Origin of the sequence: Sutcliffiella halmapala (genome assembly GCF_002019665.1) — a bacterium.
Classification (GTDB): Bacteria; Bacillota; Bacilli; order Bacillales; family Bacillaceae_I; genus Sutcliffiella_A; species Sutcliffiella_A halmapala.
The window spans coordinates 4,139,601-4,155,574 of the sequence record NZ_KV917375.1 but is presented as its reverse complement, the minus strand read 5'-3'; the positions used below and the strand labels follow the sequence as shown (position 1 = coordinate 4,155,574).

At 39.6% G+C, this 15,974-nt stretch carries 19 protein-coding genes; 14 read left to right on the top strand and 5 right to left on the bottom strand.

The window, feature by feature from the left end:
- Positions 1-42: 42 nt before the first annotated feature.
- The gene (locus BK580_RS20395) at positions 43-462 is read right to left on the bottom strand and encodes a pyridoxamine 5'-phosphate oxidase family protein (protein WP_078382111.1); all 420 of its coding nucleotides are present in this window, start codon (positions 460-462) and stop codon (positions 43-45) included.
- A gap of 145 nt (positions 463-607) precedes the next feature.
- Here BK580_RS20395 and cax point away from each other — a divergent pair, with 145 nt between their 5' ends.
- The 5 genes from cax (at position 608) to BK580_RS20375 (ending at position 5,314) form a co-directional block, all read left to right on the top strand.
- Entirely contained in the window at positions 608-1,660 is a 1,053-nt protein-coding gene (cax, locus tag BK580_RS20390) for a calcium/proton exchanger (protein WP_078382110.1), read from the top strand.
- Positions 1,661-2,296: 636 nt separating this feature from the next.
- A complete protein-coding gene (locus BK580_RS20385; protein ID WP_078382109.1) occupies positions 2,297-2,905 on the top strand; it encodes a YczE/YyaS/YitT family protein in 609 nt (202 codons plus the stop codon).
- A 376-nt stretch (positions 2,906-3,281) separates the two neighbouring features.
- Positions 3,282-4,088, top strand: a complete 807-nt coding sequence (locus BK580_RS20380; protein ID WP_078382108.1) for a YfkD famly protein — start codon at positions 3,282-3,284, stop codon at positions 4,086-4,088.
- A gap of 200 nt (positions 4,089-4,288) precedes the next feature.
- A complete protein-coding gene (locus BK580_RS23755) occupies positions 4,289-4,432 on the top strand; it encodes a hypothetical protein (protein WP_169865169.1) in 144 nt (47 codons plus the stop codon).
- 246 nt (positions 4,433-4,678) lie between these two features.
- On the top strand, positions 4,679-5,314 hold the full coding sequence (locus BK580_RS20375) for an FMN-dependent NADH-azoreductase (RefSeq protein ID WP_078382107.1): 636 nt from the start codon (positions 4,679-4,681) through the stop codon (positions 5,312-5,314).
- A gap of 102 nt (positions 5,315-5,416) precedes the next feature.
- Here BK580_RS20375 and yfkAB read toward each other — a convergent pair whose 3' ends face one another.
- On the bottom strand, positions 5,417-6,541 hold the full coding sequence (gene yfkAB, locus BK580_RS20370) for a radical SAM/CxCxxxxC motif protein YfkAB (RefSeq protein WP_078382106.1): 1,125 nt from the start codon (positions 6,539-6,541) through the stop codon (positions 5,417-5,419).
- Positions 6,542-6,692: 151 nt separating this feature from the next.
- Here yfkAB and BK580_RS20365 point away from each other — a divergent pair, with 151 nt between their 5' ends.
- Positions 6,693-6,875 carry an SE1561 family protein gene (locus BK580_RS20365; RefSeq protein WP_078382105.1) on the top strand — a complete coding sequence of 61 codons (183 nt, stop codon included), beginning with the start codon at positions 6,693-6,695 and terminating at the stop codon, positions 6,873-6,875.
- A gap of 958 nt (positions 6,876-7,833) precedes the next feature.
- Entirely contained in the window at positions 7,834-8,667 is an 834-nt protein-coding gene (locus tag BK580_RS20360) for an AraC family transcriptional regulator (RefSeq protein WP_078382104.1), read from the top strand.
- A gap of 39 nt (positions 8,668-8,706) precedes the next feature.
- On the opposite strand, the gene BK580_RS20355 is transcribed toward BK580_RS20360, so the two are convergent.
- Complete coding sequence (locus tag BK580_RS20355; protein ID WP_078382103.1) at positions 8,707-8,994, bottom strand: DUF2178 domain-containing protein; 288 nt, start codon at positions 8,992-8,994, stop codon at positions 8,707-8,709.
- A gap of 11 nt (positions 8,995-9,005) precedes the next feature.
- Complete coding sequence (locus BK580_RS20350; RefSeq protein ID WP_078382102.1) at positions 9,006-9,224, bottom strand: helix-turn-helix transcriptional regulator; 219 nt, start codon at positions 9,222-9,224, stop codon at positions 9,006-9,008.
- Between the two features lie 162 nt (positions 9,225-9,386).
- Between BK580_RS20350 and BK580_RS20345 the strand changes: the two genes are divergently transcribed.
- The 4 genes from BK580_RS20345 (at position 9,387) to BK580_RS20330 (ending at position 12,196) form a co-directional block, all read left to right on the top strand.
- Entirely contained in the window at positions 9,387-9,809 is a 423-nt protein-coding gene (locus tag BK580_RS20345; protein ID WP_078382101.1) for a DUF4181 domain-containing protein, read from the top strand.
- An 18-nt stretch (positions 9,810-9,827) separates the two neighbouring features.
- Complete coding sequence (locus BK580_RS20340) at positions 9,828-10,049, top strand: hypothetical protein (protein ID WP_078382100.1); 222 nt, start codon at positions 9,828-9,830, stop codon at positions 10,047-10,049.
- 243 nt (positions 10,050-10,292) lie between these two features.
- Positions 10,293-11,834, top strand: a complete 1,542-nt coding sequence (locus BK580_RS20335; protein ID WP_078382099.1) for a fumarate hydratase — start codon at positions 10,293-10,295, stop codon at positions 11,832-11,834.
- Positions 11,835-12,007: 173 nt separating this feature from the next.
- Positions 12,008-12,196, top strand: coding sequence for a hypothetical protein (locus BK580_RS20330; RefSeq protein ID WP_078382098.1), 189 nt, complete (start codon positions 12,008-12,010; stop codon positions 12,194-12,196).
- Here BK580_RS20330 and BK580_RS20325 read toward each other — a convergent pair.
- The gene (locus BK580_RS20325) at positions 12,193-12,390 is read right to left on the bottom strand and encodes a hypothetical protein (protein WP_078382097.1); all 198 of its coding nucleotides are present in this window, start codon (positions 12,388-12,390) and stop codon (positions 12,193-12,195) included. The genes BK580_RS20330 and BK580_RS20325 overlap by 4 nt on opposite strands.
- Before the next feature lie 149 nt (positions 12,391-12,539).
- On the opposite strand from BK580_RS20325, the gene pdaA reads away from it, so the two are divergent.
- The 3 genes from pdaA to rlmD all read left to right on the top strand — a co-directional run bounded on the left by pdaA (position 12,540) and on the right by rlmD (position 15,776).
- On the top strand, positions 12,540-13,364 hold the full coding sequence (gene pdaA, locus BK580_RS20320; protein WP_139364941.1) for a delta-lactam-biosynthetic de-N-acetylase: 825 nt from the start codon (positions 12,540-12,542) through the stop codon (positions 13,362-13,364).
- 136 nt (positions 13,365-13,500) lie between these two features.
- Complete coding sequence (locus BK580_RS20315) at positions 13,501-14,382, top strand: DNA-3-methyladenine glycosylase family protein (protein ID WP_078382096.1); 882 nt, start codon at positions 13,501-13,503, stop codon at positions 14,380-14,382.
- Positions 14,379-15,776, top strand: a complete 1,398-nt coding sequence (gene rlmD / locus BK580_RS20310) for a 23S rRNA (uracil(1939)-C(5))-methyltransferase RlmD (RefSeq protein ID WP_078382095.1) — start codon at positions 14,379-14,381, stop codon at positions 15,774-15,776. Before BK580_RS20315 ends, rlmD begins: the two co-directional genes overlap by 4 nt.
- The last annotated feature ends 198 nt before the right edge of the window (positions 15,777-15,974 follow it).

Here is a 15,974-nt window from a genome sequence, read left to right as displayed (position 1 = left end):
ATTCCCTTAGATCATCTGGGAATTGTAAGTCTTTTTTTAGAGCTATTCCGACCAAACTTCCGCCTCGCTACCTGCTTTTTCGTAGTATCGAATCGCAGTGGGGCTTAGTTTAAGTAACAGGTATTCCGGATCGTCAGGGCTTTTGATCCACTCTGAAAGCTTGTCATCCCAGAATTTGTTTTTCAGCTCCTGGCTTTCCTCGATGGAAGCTTCTGCTTCAATTTCTGCATAAGGTTCATTCCAGCTCACATTCTCCATGCCTAACAAGATATGGACATGAGGGTTTTCTTTAATGTCTTCTGTTTTATGTGTGTGCTGATTTGTAGCCGTGTATAGGGTTAGATTCTCATTGAAAAATATCATAAAACGAGAGTATGGACGGTTGCCTTTTATTGTAGCAAGTGTTCCGATCTTATGATGATTGAACATATCGTTAATTTTCTTTTTTAATGATTCACTCATAGTAATCGCACCTTTCACTTTCATTTACTCTAGGTTAATGTGTCATCTTTTTTTATTTTTTAAACAGGAATGTCTTAGGATTTTTACAATAAAAGTGAGGAGATGGGTATATTAACATCATCTAACAATAAAGGAAGGCGAACATATGTATAAAATCTTTTTAATAATGATTGCTATTGGATTACCTTTGTCCGTGCTTGGCTCTTTGTTACATTGGCCGGTTGTGATGATGTTCATTGTTTATAGCTTAACTATTGTGGCATTAGCAGGTTATATGGGCCGCGCCACAGAAAGTATCGCAATCCATACAGGTCCTAGAATTGGTGGCTTGATTAATGCTACCTTTGGAAATGCAGTAGAATTAATCATTGCTTTCTTTGCTCTGAAATCTGGTTTAATTACGGTAGTTCTGGCTTCTTTAACGGGTTCTGTTTTAGGCAATCTCTTGCTCGTTATGGGACTATCATTTTTTGTAGGGGGGTTAAAATTTAAACGCCAAAAGTTTAATGTGTATGATGCAAGGCATAATTCAGGCTTACTTGTATTCGCAGTGCTTGTTGCCTTTGTCATACCAGAAATTTTCGCTATGGAAATGGGAGACGTAAAAACGTTTACTTTTAGCATCGGAATTTCAATTATTCTCATTCTCTTATACTTAGCGGCATTATTCTTTAAATTGGTAACCCATCGCGGCGTGTACCAAACCGGTGATGAAGGTGAACACGGCACAGAAACCGCTGAATGGAGCAGAAGGAAGGCAGTTTTTATCCTGTTGCTTGCCACTTTAGCTGTAGCCTATGTATCGGAAAGTTTGGTTCATACGTTTGAAGAAGTTGGAGAAGCATTCGGCTGGTCGGAATTATTCATTGGAGTCATTGTCGTCGCAATCGTGGGGAATGCAGCAGAGCATGCGTCCGCCATCATTATGGCTTATAAAAATAAAATGGACATAGCCGTAGAAATAGCAGTAGGCTCGACCTTACAGATTGCTATGTTCGTCGCACCAATTCTCGTCTTAACTTCGATGTTTTTCCAAGAAAAAATGCCATTAGTTTTCACCATCCCAGAACTAATCTCGATGGTAACCGCCGTATTATTAGCAATTGTCATCACAAACGACGGAGAAACAAACTGGTTCGAAGGCGCCACAATACTCGCCGCTTACTTTATCATGGGAATTGGATTTTTTCTCTTATAAAATTAGGAAGCCCAAGGCAAGTGAGATGTGTAAGAGGCAATCAATAACCAATATTAACAGAGCTACTCCTTTTGGTGACTAACTCTAGTGAGAGATGAAAAAACGGAACCTGTGATTAAAAGTTGCTCCCCCTGTTAATTGGAGTGCAAGGTGTGAGACTCCTGCGGGAGGAGAGGGACAGGGGAGACCCCACAGGCGCCAGCCGAGGAGGCTCCCGGACCGCCCGCGGAAAGCGAACACCTGGAACGGAAATTAACAGGGTGTTTAACAGGCCCTTCTTATTCTATTGTGTAAATTAGCATTTATATTTTCACCGTAGCCAACAAAAAAAGACTCCGTGCGAATATACCGCACAGAGTCCCAAACATGTAGGACGAAACAGAAACTAATTAAGTACCCGTTAGGAGGTAAAACTAATAACAAACTAAGGAATAAAAAGCTTTGTAAGTAGGGGGGGAATCCCTCCTTTAATCTAAGTTGTTGGCCTTTACTCCCTCCTTCATTATAGGCTTACTATACTATATAATCTAAATCTTATAAATATTCTGATTTGTTACATCTTTTTTTCTTTTTCATATTTCACGATTTGTTGCTTACAATGGTAAGGACAAGTATATTGTGAGGGAGTTCTCTGAATTGATTATACGGGCATTATTTTATTTAATAGGGTTATTCATATTATCCCTCGGTGTAAGTTTAACGATTAAATCAAATTTAGGTGCGGGGGCATGGGATGCGTTAAACGTTGGATTATCGCAAACGTTAGGCTTAACGGTTGGAAGCTGGGTATTTATTATTGGGGTCCTCCTTATTGCCATTAATTCATTAATCGGAAAAAAAAGACCGGATTATCTAGCAGTGATCACCATTTTCCTAGTAGGAACGTTCATCGATTTTTGGTTGATGATTGTTTTAAAACATTGGTTGCCAGTCAATATGGTTTTCAGATTTGTAACGTTAGTAGGTGGTATCGCCGGGCTTTCGTTTGGGGTTGCTACTTATCTCCAAGCAAAATTTCCACTTGTACCAATTGATAATCTAATGGTATCGCTTCAAGAACGTTTCAACATCAAATTAATGACAGCGAAAACAATTGGCGAAATACTAGCATTAATTTTTGCCCTAATCTTCAAAGGACCAATTGGTGTCGGAACCATCATTATTACCTTTGGAATAGGACCACTCATTCAAGTGTTCTTCCCCGGGATGGAAAAATTGTATAAACGTTTGCGAAACGAGAGCTAAGTTGGCTCTCGTTTTTTTGATGAGAAAGTGATCTTAGAGAAGCGTGAGAACCTTCATGAGTTAGGTGAGAACGTTGAAGAGAAACGTGAGAACCTCCGTGAGTTACATGAGAACGTTGAAGAGAAGCATGAGAACCCCCACTAGTTACGTGAGAACCCCCAAAAAATCTCCACTCTAAAACAGTGAAAATTAGCAAGTTCCTATTAGATAAGACGTAATTTTATTTAAATAATTAAATTATGGGGAGAAGGTGACAATTTTTCCGCTTGGAATCAAAATATAGAAAAAATAATTACCTCAGATGGATAATCTCAATTTAGTTCGAAAAAGATAACAGTACAAAGATTATTAAAGTGAGTGAAAGGAGTAGTACAACATGCGCATCCTTCGAATACTTTTTATACTTGTACTTTCTTTTGGGCTGAGTACTGGTGTTCAAGCTGAACAAGCGAAAGGTAAGGCGAAAGAAAAGAATATTGAGGTACCAAATTATGTGTTAGATATTTCCAAAGATAATACTTATCCAAACCCTACTCAAGATGTACCATATCTACAACCAAGTGAATTGACGCAAGAACTAATTGATTCTTCTAATGTGAATGTGGAAAATCCTAACTTGATAAAAATTTTAAATGAATCCAACATCTCTCCATCTCCAGTTGCGATTGGGTATCGAGCAACGATTTATTTAGGAGAATGGCCACTTTATTACGAGTCTGCTGAAACGAATGTAAATTGGGAGTATCAAAAGATCAATACGAATTACGCAGATAATCGCGGAGGAAAGGCACCTCATCAAATTTTTTACAGACAAGAGGCGCAAAGACATGTAAAGGGCGGTTTAACGTCTAAGGTAGAGAGCTCTGAAGAAGTGAAACAGATGATGATGCTCAAGGCAATGCAAAAAACAAAATTGCCACTTTCCTTCCAAACCATCGTTGGAGCAGGAACGAAAAAGGATCAAATTTATAATATCCCGATAAAAAGATTAGGTTATCTTTATGCCTATTCTCCAGCTGTAAATGAAAAAGGAAAAATCACATACGGCGAAGTGTATCTCGTATTAAAAGGGAAAGAGAAGAAAATCGTCGTGAAAAATGTTACGTCCCAAGGGATTGGAGCTTGGATTCCAGTTCAAGACCATGTTTCCTTTATTTTCGCAGCATCGGAAAGACCACGATAGGATGAGGAGTTAAAAGAGTGCCTGGTACTTTAAAATAAGTTATCAGGCACTTTAAGCTATTTAAGTAAATATGCCTATCTTATAAAATCAGCATGTTCCACTAAAAAGAAATTTTTCCAAAAAATACTATAAATAATAGTCAGAAAATAGTAAAATAGATGCATAAGATTCGTAAATAATACATTGGGGGTGTTAGTGGTATGGAAGGGAAACCGAACCACTATGACGGGAGTATTCAATGGAAAGACGAAGAAAAACACCTAGAGGTAGAGGATTTTGTCCTAACAGATGAAATGCGGAAGAATATAAGTGGGAATCCGTTTGTGTTGGAAAACCAACAGTAATCAGGAAGACCTGTCACTTTGTGATGGGTCTTTTGTTATAGGAATAAAGTGATTTTTTGGTGGCATATTATGAAAAGCAACATATAGCAACATAAAAAAAGTGTAAGCAGATAAGTTGCTAAGAGTAAAACTATATTATACTATTATCTCGAATTGATAATATATTCATTCGAGATAGTTGGTATTTATTTGTAAATAAATGCATACTAACAAAAAACAGATTAGAGTGAAGGGAAAGATAAAAGAATGGCAAAAGTTTTATACATTACCGCACATCCACATGATGACAAGGTATCATTCAGCATGGCTACTGGAAAGGCATTTATTGATACTTATAAGGAAGCAAATCCAAATGATGAGGTTATTCACCTTGATCTTTACCGCGAAGATATTCCACAGCTTGATGTAGATGTATTCAGTGGTTGGGGGAAACTTCAAACTGGCAAAGGCTTTGAAGAGTTGTCAGCTGAGGAAAAAGGGAAAGTAGGAAGACTTTCTGAGCTTTCTGAGCAATTCGTTGCAGCAGATAAATATGTTTTTGTGACACCGCTTTGGAACTTCTCCTTCCCACCTGTAATGAAGGCTTACATTGATTCTGTAGCGGTTGCTGGTAAAGCATTTAAATATACTGCAGAAGGTCCAGTGGGTCTTTTAACAGATAAGAAAGCATTACACATCCAAGCACGTGGTGGCATCTATTCTGAAGGTCCTGCGGCGTCAATGGAAATGGGACATCGCTATTTAACAGCTATCATGCAATTCTTCGGCGTTCCTTCCTTTGAAGGCCTATTTATAGAAGGGCATGCAGCAATGCCAGACAAAGCACAAGAAATCAAAGAAAATGCGATTGCGCGTGCGAAGGATTTAGCTCATACTTTTTAACAGAGAAAATGCTCCCCACAATTTATAGTGGAGGAGCATTTTTTTGTACCATTTTGACAAAAAAGCTTAGAGAAAGCAACTTTCTCTAAGCTCAGTCAGCAACTATTTTGTGATTTTAGTAGCTCTCATTGTAAAGTCCATCTTCGGATAATACGCATTTTTCACTAAGATATTCGGTCCTAAGCACGCAACCGCTGGACAATGACAGTCTAATTCTTTTGCAATGGATGTCTCTTTCCATCTAGCATACGCGGTTGGTAAATCAGTCGTTTGAATATTGCCAAGTGGCGGTGTATCACCAAAGTCCGTTACAATAATATCTCCATTAAAAATATTTACATTTAGACGGGAGCGACCATCTGGATCATTACGAACCGTTACATTTTTCGCGGCGTATACGCGTTGTAAAAGCTCCAAGTCTTCCGGGTTGTCACTGCATGGATAAAATGGCAATGTACCAAACAGCATCCACACATCTTCATGACGCATATCAAGCAAGCGGTGGATCGCAGAACGCATTTCTTCTAGTGTGAGCACTTCCATTGTACTAGCAAAATCGCTCGGGTACATCGGGTGCACCTCGTGCCTTTGACAGTTCATTTCCTCAACGATTTGCTTATGTATATGCTCAATGTGAGGAAGGGTACGTTTGTTTAACATCGTTTCAGCTGAGACGATGACACCAGCCTTTGTAATAGCCTTAGAGTTTTCGATCATTTTTTCAAAATACTTCGCACGCTGCGCATAAGTTGGTTTCCGATCCATCATCGCAAAGCCGCCTTCTACAAAATCATCCATCGTTCCCCAGTTATGCGAGATATGAAGCACATCTAAATAAGGAATGATTTTTTCATATCTTGCTAAATCTAAGGTTAAATTAGAGTTGATTTGCGTTCGAACGCCGCGCTCATGGGCATACTTAAGTAAAGGCACCACATATTCATTGACCGATTTTAACGAAAGCATTGGTTCCCCACCGGTAATACTAATCGAACGAAGACGCGGAATCTCTTCTAATCGACGCAGTAACAAGTCGAGCGGAAGTGCTTGCGGATCTTTCGGCTGAAGCGTGTAGCCAACTGCACAGTGTTCACAGCGCATATTGCATATTGTAGTGGTAGTAAACTCCACATTGGTTAAGTCCATTTGGCCATATTCTTTCACATCTAAATAAGCTTCCCAAGGATCATAGGAAGGCGTAATTGGTAACAGTGTCGTTGTTTTCATGTTTACTCCTCTTTCTGTTAGAACCTTACCCTTCATTGTAACATGGTTCAGAGTAGGATAGGCGTGTAAAATTATAATTGGTTGATACTATGCAGCTAGTACGGTACGATAGAAGCAAAACTTTGAGAAATAATAGAAAGGTGAGAAAATAATGGGTAAAGCAACCGAAGACAAAGATTCCCAAGTAAGCTACCTGAAAAACCGTTTTAATATGTTTATCGAGGTAGTCGACTCATTAGATCCGGAATCAACAGACTTAGAAGATATCGATCGCCTTATTGAAATGCTGGATGATTTAGAGGGAAAATATAATCAATTTAAGAAGGATTGGTAGGAGCATATTGGCTCGAAAAGAAACCAAGTGTCATAAATGATGCTTGGTTTCTGTTTGATTTATTGGGAGGTAAATTTAGATAACGATGAGTGTTGATCGTGCCCTGAAAATGCGAAAAACGAGAATAGAGGTAACGATGGAGAGCGGATCGTGCCCTGAAAATTTGAAAAACGAAAATAGAGGTAACGATGGAGAGCGGATCGTGCCCTGAAAATTTGAAAAACGAAAATAGAGGAAACGATGGAGGGCTGATCGTGCCCTGAAAACTTGAAAAACGAGAATAGAGGTAACGATGGAGAGTTGATCGTGCCCTGAAAACTTGAAAAACGAGAATAGAGGAAACGATGGAGAGCGGATCGTGCCCTGAAAACACGTAAAATGAAAATAGAGGAAACGATGGAGGGCTAATCGTGCCCTGAAAACTTGAAAAACGAGAATAGAGGAAACGATGAAGCGCTGATCGTGCCCTGAAAAAACGTAAAATGAAAATAGAGGAAACGATGGAGAGCGGATCGTGCCCTGAAAAAACGTAAAATGAAAATAGAGGAAACGATGGAGGGCTAATCGTGCCCTGAAAAAACGTAAAATGAAAATAGAGGAAACAATGAAGCGCTGATCGTGCCCTGAAAACGTGAAAAACGAAAATAGAGGAAACAATGAAGCGCTGATCGTGCCCTGAAAACGTGAAAAACGAGAATAGAGGAAACGATGGAGAGCGGATCGTGCCCCAAAATCAGAAAACCCACGAAATTAGGCCACAATAAACCAACCCCATTACTCCCCTAAGCTATCCTGATAATCACTTCCATCCTCCTACATCTCCTTTAAAGAATTATTAGTTTATTCTAATTTTAATGTAAAATAACAAAAGATAGAAAACCCGACAATACAGAACACCAATTGTCGGAGGTGTAAATTATATTCTTGATAACCTTAGTAGAGAAGGGAGGTCATTCCAATGAATATGCTGGATCTGTTGAATAACTCAATTAGCTATATCGAAGAAAACTTAATGGAGGAAATCGATTATCAGGAGCTAGCTAGAATTGCTTGCTGTTCTGAGCATCATTTTAAAAGAGTGTTTTCTTTTATCGCTGGAATCTCCGTGTCGGAATATATTCGTCGGCGTCGGTTGACACTTGCTGCCTTAGAAATAAAGAGGGGAAATGTAAGAGTCCTAGATATAGCAGTCAAATATGGCTATAACTCAGCGGATTCTTTTTCCCGAGCTTTCCAAGCACTTCATGGAGTAACGCCAACTTTGGCAAAAGAAAACGAGGTTCCGCTAAAAGCATTTCCACGAATGGCCTTCCAAATTGCAATAAAAGGAGATGTCGAGATGAATTATCGATTTGTAGAAAAAGAGGCATTTACGATTGTCGGAATGAAAGAAACCGTTCATTCAGCGGGCAATCATTTTCAACCAAAGCTTTGGGATGAGATCGATGGTCCAAGATATAAGCAGCTTGAGAAATTAGCTAACACTGAAGTTCCTGGAATATTACATGCGACAGTAAGCAAATCCCAAGATACGATAGATTATTATATTGCTGTAGTAACGAACGTGGAATGCCCAAAAGAATTTACGAAGCTTGAAATCCAGAAGCAGACATGGGCAGTGTTCGAAGCTGTCGGTCCAATGCCAGAAACGATGTTAACAACGTGGGAGCGTATCTACACAGAATGGTTTCCGAACTCAGGCTATGAACTTGCTGACGCACCTGAACTTGTTCGTGAGGCCGATAACGATGATTCGAAGCAAGAAATATGGATTCCTATTGTGAAAAAATAAAAAGTGAGGGTCTTCCACTAATTGGGAGACCCTCTAGCTTTAATACTGTCTGCGTAACACCAAAATAGATCCAGAGTATGATAGCACCACTAACGCAAATAAACATGTCAATGCAAAGGTATATTGCTGGCCATCAAGCTGAAGGATGGTATTTAATAAAAAAATGATGGAATACCCAAGTAAAAAGGCAAAAAAACCATTCATTCCAGCTTTCCCTAATATTTGATCGCCCCGTTCATCCTGTCCTTCACGCTTAATAAACCGCCAAACAAACACAAATCCAATAAGCGCCGAAAGCGATAAAATAGTTCCCAACACATAAAACATCACTACGCCTCCTATTCTCGAATCTTATATTGAAAAACTTCAAAAATCTCCTTCTCAAAAGCTACCGCAATTTCAAAAGCTAAAATTAACGAAGGATTATACCGATTCGATTCAATCGATGCGATTGTTTGCCTCGTAACCCCAACACGTTTAGCTAAATCTTGTTGCGTCCACTTCTTCTCCGCTCGTAAAACCATCAAATTATTATGTAACTCCCCATTTTTATGCATGATTGAATCACCACCTTATCTATTGAGTGTAATATATTTATAACATCATGTAAAATATTTTTAACATATAAAAGAAAAAAAGTTCCAATTAAAAGAAAAAAATTCTGATTATTATGGTAAAATTAGTTAAAAGAGATTCGGCTATAATAGAGGAGGGGTCAATTGAGCTGGTTAGTGAAACTCGCTATATTTTTTGTTGCATTGTATGTTTTGAATTTTATAGTGAAATTTTGCCTAAGAAAAGTATTCAAGATTCAGAACGAGGATTTTGGAGATGATGAAGATATTCACTATAGTGATACGCATCATAACATTAACCTTATTTTTAAAATCTTTGTGATTATCGCTATACTCCTTCTCCCCTATTTAACAAATAAAAATTTAATTTCACCAAACCTGTATGTAGCAGGAATTGTATTAATTTGTATCATTGGTCTTTCAATTAAAATTTACTATGAGTGGAAATATGAATATCCATCAAAAAATTTCATCTTATACATTTGGAATTTACTATTAGTAATAATTGTTGGTGGAGCAGTTATAAAGTTTGATTTAATTCATTATATTTTTGGGAGTACTTTTTAAGGGATGGTGATGTGAATAATGATAGATAAAATAAATAAAATACCTGAAAAAGTGGCATTTGCAATAGGCTTAACTCTTGTATTAACAAGTGGACTATTCCTCTTTTTAATGTCACTTTTATTTGAATTTAGTAATTTGACTATGATGATTGTACAAGCAATGATTTGGGGTATTGCAATAATCTTTGTTCTAAGTGCGTCAGATAAAAGGCATTCTCGCATTAATAAGCAAAAAAAATAATATAATCTTTTTCATGTATTTGCTTATTACATAAACTTCATTTCCTACTCATACCAGCAATCTCCTCCCATTTTTTAAAAAGTTATTGTAAATCCCTTTATTTTCAAACCATCTCTTGCAATCGATTACAAATCCCTTTAACAACTTCATTAGAAGCAGTATAATAATTATTGTGAAAAAGAATAGATAATGTTGTATTTTGATTATAGCTTTTCAACTTGGGGATAGGAGAGGGATTAAGATATGGAGAAATTATTTGAAAGCATGTATCAGCTGATTGTAGAAACTTCTACAAAGCTTCCAAAAGATGTGCGTCGTGCTATTGCGAAGGCGAAGTTAAGTGAGAGTGCGGGTACGAGATCAGCTATGTCACTTGCTACGATCACAGAAAACATTACAATGGCGGATGAAAATGTGTCACCGATTTGCCAGGATACAGGACTTCCGACGTTTAAAATTAAAACACCAGTTGGGGTTAACCAGCTTAAAATAAAAGATGCAATTTATGCTGCCATAGCGCAGGCAACAAAGGACGGCAAGCTTCGTCCAAACTCTGTTGACTCGTTAACGGGAGCAAACAGCGGCGATAATCTCGGGATGGGGACGCCGGTTATTAAATTCGAGCAGTGGGAAAAGGATTATATTGATGCCCGCCTTATTTTAAAGGGTGGTGGCTGTGAGAACAAAAACATTCAGTATAGCTTACCATGTGAATTAGAAGGGCTTGGCCGTGCAGGACGTGATTTAGACGGTATCCGTAAATGTGTGATGCACTCTGTGTATCAAGCACAAGGACAAGGCTGTAGTGCCGGAGTAATTGGGGTAGGAATTGGTGGGGACAGAACTTCTGGATATGAGCTTGCCAAGGAGCAATTATTCCGTAGCTTAGATGATGAAAACACGGTTCCAGAGCTAAAAGAATTAGAAGAATACGTAATGGAAAATGCCAATAAGCTTGGAATTGGGACGATGGGCTTTGGTGGAGAAACAACGTTGCTTGGCTGTAAAGTGGGAGTGGCAAACCGTATTCCGGCTAGCTTCTTCGTTTCCGTTGCCTATAACTGTTGGGCATACCGCCGCCTCGGTGTGAAAATCGATGCAGAGTCCGGTAACCTAATGGAATGGATGTACCAAGAAGGCGAAATGATCGATTTTTCAAAAGAACTGTCGGAACAAGCAGAGATAGCAGCTACTTCTGATTCGACTGAAATCGTGTTAGAAGCACCGATTACAGAAGAAAAAATTCGCTCATTGAAGGTTGGAGATGTTGTTCGTATTAACGGTCGTATGTTCACAGGCCGCGATGCAATCCATAAATACCTTTCTGAAAATGACTCTCCTGTCGACTTAGATGGTCAAGTTATCTACCACTGTGGACCAGTAATGCTAAAAGACGAAGCAGGAAACTGGGAAGTTAAAGCAGCAGGACCAACTACTTCCATTCGTGAGGAGCCTTACCAAGGTGACATCATGAAACGCTTCGGTATCCGTGCGGTAATGGGCAAAGGCGGAATGGGTGCGAAAACATTGAAAGCACTAGAAGAGCACGGCGGCGTTTACTTAAATGCAATCGGTGGAGCGGCGCAATACTATGCTGACTGTATCAAAGGCGTAGACGGTGTAGACTTGATGGAATTCGGTATCCCAGAAGCAATGTGGCATTTGAAAGTGGAAGGCTTTACAGCTGTCGTAACGATGGACTCCCACGGCAACAGCTTACATGCTGATGTCGAGAAGTCATCGTTGGAGAAGTTGTCGGAGTTTAAAGATAGAGTGTTTAATTAAAAATTATGATGGGAAAGCAGCCTGGCTTGATTGTTGGGTTGCTTTTTTTGTTTATTAGATAGGTAAAGCCTCAATTATTCAAAATCACGCCAAAAATTATTTGAATATTCGTAAAATAAATACCGGACAAATCATATAATAGATAACACACTACTTAATAAGGAGGGATCGCAATGGAACTGTGGTTGTCCAACGTTTTAATTTTTACGATATTGGCGATCGTATTGAAGCTCTTTATTGATAAAAATAAAACAAGTAACAAGTTAAAGTATTTCTTCACTGTAATTGGTACTTCGCTCGGACTAGGAATTGTCGTTGCTTCTATAATAACCTTAATCCTCATCGTTATCGGAGCCAATTAATTCGTGATTCTATCCTTCTTTCTCTGCTGCAAAGCGAATATTAATCCCGTAAATCCAGCAAAAAAGGATGGGATTATGCTAAAGGTGAGAAACCTCCACTCATTTGTCACCAAGGAAACCACCAAAAAAATGACCGGTAAACCGATTAGAACAGTTAAGGAAACGATTAAGCTAACCTTTGTATTTAAGCTCATGATAGGAACCACCTTTCTTTTTCTTAACAATTCCCTACACACCCAACTAATTCCTGCAGCTTAACTGGAAAACAATACAGAGTATCTTTCCTCCTCTCCCAACGAAACCTATAACTAGTAATGGAACCACTTGAAAGGAGGGAATTTACATGTTGAAAAAAGCAGTAGTTATTTTGACCACTTTCCTCATCGTTGTTGCACTATTTAACCTTCCGGAGGTGAGTTTGGCTTCTGGTTATTCCCATACAACCCATCATTGGGGCTTTAAAAAGAGTCGCGATCACTTGCCACCTGATGCAGGTAGAAATTACAATGAGCTTCTTGACAAGCATAATGCCTTTTATTTGGGTGATACGAATAAAAAAGAGATCTATCTTACCTTTGATAATGGTTATGAAAACGGGTTTACCCCACAGGTTCTTGATGTGCTAAAAGAGAAAAAGGTACCTGCAGCGTTCTTCGTGACAGGCTACTATTTAAAGGATCAACCAGATCTGATAAAACGAATGGTGGATGAAGGCCATATAGTTGGCAATCACTCCTGGCACCATCCAGATTTAACACAAGTAAACGACGTTCGCTTCAAAAAGGAATTAGAAATGATTCGCGAGGAATATAAACGAATCACCGGTTTAGACAACATGACTTACCTACGCCCACCAAGAGGAACGTTCAGTGAGCGAACCTTGGTGCTTGCAAATCAGCTTGGCTACCAGCATGTATTCTGGTCCCTAGCCTTTATCGATTGGAAAACCGATCAGCAAAAAGGCTGGAGATATTCGTACGATAATATTATGAGACAAATTCATCCAGGCGCCATTATCCTACTGCACTCCGTGTCAAAGGATAACGCTGAAGCACTAGCAAAAGTGATTGATGACCTCCATAAGGATGGCTATACATTCAAAAGCTTAGATCATGTTGCCGCCCAAAAGAATATTCCAGATCCGTTAATGCTTATCCAAGCAAATTAGCTCTTTGACAGTTGTCGAGGAGCTCTTTCCTTTTCACCCGTTTATTCTTTCCCAAATCTCCCAAGTCTTACTCGTTTGGCAAGCAACTAGAAAGCCGTTATAATTGAAGGATTGAAAGGAAAGGCGGGCGGAGATAATGGGTAAAATAAAGATAGAAGGTCCATATAATTTTGACAGAGTACTGCAACGGTTATCAATTGATCCAATTATAGCGCTTGATTTAAGTGAACGCTTCGTAAAGGTTCCTTTATATATTGAAGAAACACCAATCGTCATCAAGGTAAAAGCGATTGGAACAACGGACCAGCCAGAATTTGAGTTAACAAGCGAGTCTATTTTTACCGAAAAAGAAATAGCGAAAATAAAAGGTATCTTTCAGTGGGACAAGTCACTGTCACCAATTAACGAGCATTTTGCCAACACCGAGCTTGCAGCAATTTTCCAAGAACATAGTGGAACACCACTTGTGCTAGAATTTGACCTCTATCATTGCCTAATGAAATGCATAATTCATCAGCAGGTGAATATGAAATTTGCCCACACGTTAACGGAACGCTTCGTGCACGCTTTTGGCTTTCAGCATGATGGGGTATGGTTCTATCCAAAGCCAGCGGACGTTGCAAAGCTTGATTACGAAGACATCACTGCCTTAAAAATGAGTCGCCGAAAAGCGGAGTACATTATTGATACATCGAAATTAATTGCCGCGGGAGAGCTCCCTTTATATGAATTACCGGAAAAAATGGATGAAGAAATTTTAAAGCAACTAATCAAAATTCGTGGAATTGGACCATGGACCATCCAGAACCTATTATTATTCGGGCTTGGACGACCGAACCTTTTTCCACTCGCAGATATCGGCATCCAAAATGCCTTGAAAAAACTAAAAGGACTCGACGAAAAACCAACAATCCTCCAAATGCAACAATGGAGCAAGGACTGGGAGCCATACTTAAGCTACGCCTCCCTCTACCTATGGAGAAGCATCGAACCGCAACATGAGGAGTTAGTAAAATGAAAACGAAAAAACCAGTACCAACAAACGGCGTCACCATGACAGTCGGCCAAACCTTCCCCCTTACGATTAAACGTCTAGGCATAAATGGAGAAGGAGTCGGCTATTTCAAAAAACAAGTCGTCTTTGTGCAAGGTGCACTACCTGGCGAAGAAGTTGTTGCCGAAGTAACGAACATCAAACACAAATTCGCCGAAGCAAAAATTAAGAAAATCAGAATCAAATCACCACATCGCATCGCCCCACCATGCCCAATTTACGAGCAATGCGGCGGCTGCCAGCTTCAACATTTACAATACGAGCAACAGCTCCAACATAAACGCGACATCGTCATCCAAGCGTTAGAGCGCCACACGAAGCTCAATGTTGAAAAACTCAACATCAAGCCAACGATCGGTATGGAAGATCCATGGCATTACCGCAACAAAAGCCAATTCCAAGTCGGCAAACAAAAAGAAAAAGTCATCGCAGGTCTATATGGAGAAAACTCACACAAGCTGATCAACATATCCGACTGTCTTGTTCAGCACAGGTCGACAACCGAAGTCACGAACATCGTTAAAAGAATCCTTCAAGACTTCAACGTCTCCGTCTACAATGAAAAAGGCGGCCAAGGAATCGTCCGAACGATCATGACAAGAGTTGGATTCGCAAGTGGCGAAATCCAAGTGGTGCTTATCACGACCCAAGAAAAGCTGCCGAAAAAACAACAAATCGTGGAAGAAATCCATAAGCGTCTCCCACAAGTCAAAAGCATCCTCCAAAACATCAACGGCAAAAAAACGTCGCTCATCTTTGGAGAACAAACGATCCACCTATCCGGAGAACAAGTCATCCAAGAAACCCTAGGCGACCTTTCCTTCGAACTAAGCGCACGCGCCTTCTTCCAGCTCAACCCGGTCCAAACCGTCAAGCTGTATGACGAAGTGAAAAAGGCTGCTGCATTAACTGGAAAAGAGAAGGTTGTAGATGCGTACTGTGGAGTTGGAACAATTGGACTTTGGCTTGCGGATAAAGCAGGCGAGGTTCGTGGAATGGATACAATTCCAGAATCGATTGAAGATGCACAAATAAACGCGGAGAAGCACGGCTACTCGAACATGAAATACGTTACAGGCCAAGCTGAAAAATGGCTGCCAAAATGGGTAAAAGAAGGCTGGAAACCAGACACGATAGTAGTAGATCCGCCGCGAACTGGCTGTGATGAGAAGCTTTTGAAGACTGTTTTAGAAGTACAGCCACAGCGTTTTGTTTATGTTTCCTGTAATCCGTCTACTTTGGCGAAGGATATTGAGTTTGTGAGTAAGAAGTATAAGGTAGAGTGGATTCAGCCTGTGGATATGTTTCCTCATACAGCGCATGTGGAGAATGTTGCGTTGTTGGTGAAGAAAACGTAACTAAAAAATAGAGATTTTCCAGATAAAATAAACTTTTTCCACAATTCATCCACAGTTGGAATAAAGTTTGTCCAAAAAGTGTGAGAAAAGCCTGTTATCCCCGACTTATCAACATTCGTGGAAAAAGCGTGAGAAAAGCCCGGAAAATCGGGTTTTTTTCTTGCGGAAATGAGGGGAAAGCGGGAGAAAAGGAAAGAC